The sequence below is a fragment of the Dolichospermum sp. LEGE 00246 genome (assembly GCF_015207865.1).
In the GTDB taxonomy this organism is placed as follows: Bacteria; Cyanobacteriota; Cyanobacteriia; order Cyanobacteriales; family Nostocaceae; genus Dolichospermum; species Dolichospermum heterosporum.
The window spans coordinates 1-4344 of record NZ_JADEWA010000458.1 but is presented as its reverse complement, the minus strand read 5'-3'; the positions used below and the strand labels follow the sequence as shown (position 1 = coordinate 4344).

The 4344-nt window shown below is 38.9% G+C and carries 4 protein-coding genes; 2 read left to right on the top strand and 2 right to left on the bottom strand.

The window, feature by feature from the left end:
* Nucleotides 1-350: 350 nt before the first annotated feature.
* Together gndA and IQ228_RS22070 are read left to right on the top strand one after the other, a co-directional pair.
* Nucleotides 351-1781: an NADP-dependent phosphogluconate dehydrogenase gene (gene gndA, locus IQ228_RS22075; RefSeq protein ID WP_027404549.1), complete on the top strand. Its 1431-nt coding sequence runs from the start codon at nucleotides 351-353 to the stop codon at nucleotides 1779-1781.
* A 136-nt stretch (nucleotides 1782-1917) separates the two neighbouring features.
* Nucleotides 1918-3219 carry a hypothetical protein gene (locus IQ228_RS22070; RefSeq protein WP_193964443.1) on the top strand — a complete coding sequence of 434 codons (1302 nt, stop codon included), beginning with the start codon at nucleotides 1918-1920 and terminating at the stop codon, nucleotides 3217-3219.
* 155 nt (nucleotides 3220-3374) lie between these two features.
* Here the strand turns inward: IQ228_RS22070 and IQ228_RS22065 are convergent, their stop codons facing one another.
* Both IQ228_RS22065 and IQ228_RS22060 read right to left on the bottom strand, forming a co-directional pair.
* A complete protein-coding gene (locus IQ228_RS22065) occupies nucleotides 3375-3626 on the bottom strand; it encodes a DUF4926 domain-containing protein (protein ID WP_193964441.1) in 252 nt (83 codons plus the stop codon).
* A 423-nt stretch (nucleotides 3627-4049) separates the two neighbouring features.
* Nucleotides 4050-4344 (bottom strand): DUF6883 domain-containing protein (locus IQ228_RS22060; RefSeq protein WP_228044008.1); only part of this gene is annotated, 295 nt, incomplete at its 5' end.

Sequence of the window (4344 nt, the reverse complement as noted above, 5' to 3'; positions counted from 1 at the left end):
GAGTAGGGGAAGTAGGGGAAGTAGGGGAAGTAGGGGAGAAATTTCTTCCTTCTTCCTTCTTCCTTCTTCCTTCTTCCTTCTTCCTTCTGAACTCCTGAACTCGTGAACTCCTGAACTCCTGAACTCGTGAACTCCTGCTATATCTATTTTAATTTTGCAAAATTTGGGACTAAATTGTGGACTTCAATACAAATTAAAATTAATTCATTGATGTGAGTGATGATTTCTTAAATTTTAGAAAAACTCTTAATATCTTCTTTAGGAGTGAAGCCAAAATCTCGGACTACCCTTAAAGAGAAAGGATCTGCAAGAGAAAGAGCCAAACCCAAACAAAAGATTTAAACTGAACTATGACACTACAAAGCTTTGGTGTGATTGGATTAGCAGTTATGGGCGAAAACATCGCACTTAACGTAGAAAGAAATGGCTTCCCAATTGCAGTTTACAACCGCTCTCGTGAAAAAACCGATGCCTTCATGGCGCACCGCGCCCCAGGACGGAACGTTAGAGCCGCTTTTAGCCTCGAACAATTTGTCGCCTCATTGGAACGTCCCCGCAAAATTTTGGTGATGGTACAAGCTGGTAAGCCTGTTGATGCGGTAATTCAACAGCTTAAGCCTTTACTCCAAGAAGGTGATATAATTATTGACGGTGGTAATTCTTGGTTTGAAGACACCGATAGACGCACTCAAGAATTAGAACCCATCGGTTTACGCTATATCGGTATGGGTGTGAGTGGCGGTGAAGAAGGCGCGTTGAATGGTCCTTCTCTCATGCCTGGTGGGACAAGAAGCTCTTATGAGTACCTATCTCCCATTTTCAACAAAATTGCGGCTCAAGTTGATGATGGTCCCTGTGTAACCTACATTGGTCCTGGTGGTTCTGGACACTATGTGAAAATGGTTCATAACGGTATTGAGTACGGTGATATGCAGTTAATTGCAGAAGCCTACGATTTGCTGAAAAATGTGGCTGGTTTAAGTGCAGCACAACTCCATGAAGTCTTTGCTCAATGGAATACAACTGACGAACTCAATTCATTTTTGATTGAGATTACCGCGAATATTTTCCCCTACGTAGATCCAGACACCAAGATTCCTCTCGTTGATTTGATTGTTGACGCAGCCGGTCAAAAGGGAACTGGTCGTTGGACTGTACAAACTGCTTTAGAATTGGGTGTAGCTATTCCGACAATTACAGCAGCGGTAAATGCTCGAATTCTCTCTTCAATTCGAGATGAACGGATTGCTGCTTCTAAGGTCATCACTGGACCAAATGCTAAGTATGGTGGTGATATTGCAGCTTTTGTGAACATGGTGCGTGATGCTCTTTATTGTTCCAAAATCTGTTCTTATGCTCAAGGTATGGCACTCTTATCTACAGCTTCTAAAACCTACAATTGGGAATTAAATCTGGGCGAAATGGCGCGGATTTGGAAAGGTGGTTGTATTATTCGGGCTGGCTTCTTGAATAAGATTAAGAAAGCATTTGACGAAAATCCAGCTTTACCTAACTTGTTGTTAGCACCTGAATTTAAGCAAACAATTCTGGATAGACAAGCTGCTTGGCGAGAAGTAATTGTGACTGCGGCTAAGTTGGGTATTCCTGTACCTGCTTTTAGTGCTTCTCTAGATTACTTCGATAGTTACCGCCGCGATCGCTTGCCACAAAACTTAACTCAAGCACAACGGGACTACTTCGGCGCTCACACCTACAAACGGACTGACAAAGAAGGATCTTTCCACACTGAGTGGGTTCCCATTGCTGAAGCTAAGAAGTAAAACACTTCTAGTTAAGCTTTCAAGTTAATTCTTGCCATTTATTTCGGCAAGATTGCCTGTAGGGGCGGGGTTTCCCCGCCCTTAATTGTAAGAATTAAAGACTTTAAATTCAGTTAGTAAAGATAAAGAGATTTAGATGCAATTCACAGAAAATGAGTTTAGGGATTATTTATTTAACAATCACAAAGAAAATATTTCTGATTTAATTGTTGGGCGAAGAAATCCTATTAATTGGAAGAGTACCGAATTTCCACCATTACGATTTTTATTACAAAAATTAGCGGAACAAAGAATCAACAAATTACTAGATGGTCTAGAATCATTAATAATTACTGCAAGGGAGTTACAACTTGAAAAATTAGGTGATTCAACAACAAGATTGGATCTTTTTGGTAGTTCTGAAACCAATGGCATAACAATCATTGAATTGAAAAAATCAAAGCAAACTGAGCGCCAAGCTTTTACTGAGCTTCTTGCATATGCCAATCATTTTTGTTCAATATTTCCAGGGCTTAAAGAAAGCTCAATTACTTCAGTATTGATAGCTCCGATGGAGACACGAACGGTCAGAGATGCCTTTGTTCAAGAACTAGTTGCAAACAATAAAAGTCTTGTAGCACTGATACCAAAAGATGATAATGGCAAAATAACCTTATCTGTTTACTATCCAGATGAATCCTATTATCAATGGTTTGAAAATAATCTGCTCGATGACAGCTCAATGTTAACTGTAGTAATCACCTTTCCAATAATTGAAGGATGGATAGATGATGATACTTTGAGTGAAGATCAAAAGATACCTGATTATTCAAAGGATGCACTAAACATAATATCGAATGAAATTTCACATAGGCTAGAATCGGAAGGCTTTCATGCACTTGTATATGCTTCTCAAAAATGGGGGGAGATTGGTCAGTTTTTTCCCTATCCAAATACAATATGCGTAGCAGCAATTAATCCTTTTTCATCATTTCGTACTGCCAGTTATGAAGATACTATTTATGGTGCATCAGAACAAGGGCGGCTATCTGAAATCCAATCCATCTATAATCAACTAAGTGATGATGAACGAAAATTTTGGCTTGATGGTATTGAGTCAAGTTTTCATCATCGCCTTATAATATCTGTACAAGAAGAGTTCCAACTTTGCTTTAAGAATAAAAATGGCTCAAGTTTGGATAGTGAAATTTCTCTGCCAGATTGGTACGGATTCAAGACTAGTATGATTGATTCAGTGTTTACTCATCAGCTAGATATATATTTAACTGGATTGCTGAGGTTAATATATATGACTTATATCAGCCATATATATGATAGCAAAGAAAATTGTATATTTTACCATGATGATCTACCCAAATACTCCTACGATACTTTGAGGAAGTTCTTACCAGTTTGGGAAATATTGCGAGGTCTTGGACTTGGAGAAGAGCAAACCTGACAATGAGATGCACTAGAAGTTTTTACACTTTGTTGTTATATTTACATGATGCATAATAACTTTATAACTCAGTTATTGGTATTGCAAGCGATTCCTAGGTCGCGCTTCGCTATCGCACACAAATAATGATTTTCTAAAGTTTGATTTTTTCTAATCTAGGCTGTTTGTCTTGTTTCATATTCAACATTTCCCCAACTTTCAGGAAGAGGATTAACCCAAGAAATAGGAACAGAAACGACATCTAGAGTTTCACTATCTTCAAAGACTTCTAAAATATATCCTGGTTCTGGCTGAGTTTTAGTAGGATTGAGATGATCTAAAACAACCCCCTTATTGCCAGCTTTTACAGGGCTGTTAGGAACATCTCGCTTTAGTTCTACCCATTGGAATAAGGTGGCTGTTGTCATCGTTTAATTCTCCTGTGATCTATCAGGTTTTAAAGTTATAAATCTTAATACTTCTGCTCCCTCATAAGAACTTCCGGTAAGTGGGAAACTCAGTCACTTTAGTGCTGACAGGGAAACGAGACGGGCGGTTTTAACCGCATTGAATCTTAAATTTTAGTCAGGTTTTTTGATTGGAAACCTGAAAAACCAACTCCCATTTCTGGGGTAATGTTAGCTTCGACCTGTTATAAGAGCTTGTTAAGCTTGCAACACTGTTCCAGTGACCTTAGAACTGTTTAATCACAAGCGACAGAGCAGGGAACTAGCTACGCATTCCGGGGTGTCGTGACTCAAATAACGGCTACCCTTAGACTATGCTTAGGGTGGTCTGGTCAGTACAGCTTGTTTGATTTCTCTTGCAAGCTCAGTCCCTTTAGGGCTGGGTTACTGACCCTGTTGCCAGATAGTGATAACCCTAAGTAAGCGGCCATTAGGACCATGCCACTGATTTTTAACAGTAAACTGAGTTCCATAACCAGTTGGGGTAACATCTGCAATTTCAGAACCTTCCACAGCTTTTATTATATCACTCTTGAGAATTTCCCAGTTATATAGGTTATATCCGGCTAAAGCCAAATATCCTGATTTATCACTTTTAGGCTGATACACTAGTAAGTATTTTGTGATCTTAGCATCCTGAATTACTAAATTTGATGGTATTGTCATAACACTTATGTAT

Excerpts from the sequence above, each read along its gene's own strand:
- IQ228_RS22070 (WP_193964443.1), top strand. The coding sequence starts at position 1,918 with ATGCAATTCACAGAAAATGAGTTTAGGGATTATTTATTTAACAATCAC.
- IQ228_RS22065 (WP_193964441.1), bottom strand. The coding sequence starts at position 3,626 with ATGACAACAGCCACCTTATTCCAATGGGTAGAACTAAAGCGAGATGTT.
- gndA (WP_027404549.1), top strand. The coding sequence starts at position 351 with ATGACACTACAAAGCTTTGGTGTGATTGGATTAGCAGTTATGGGCGAA.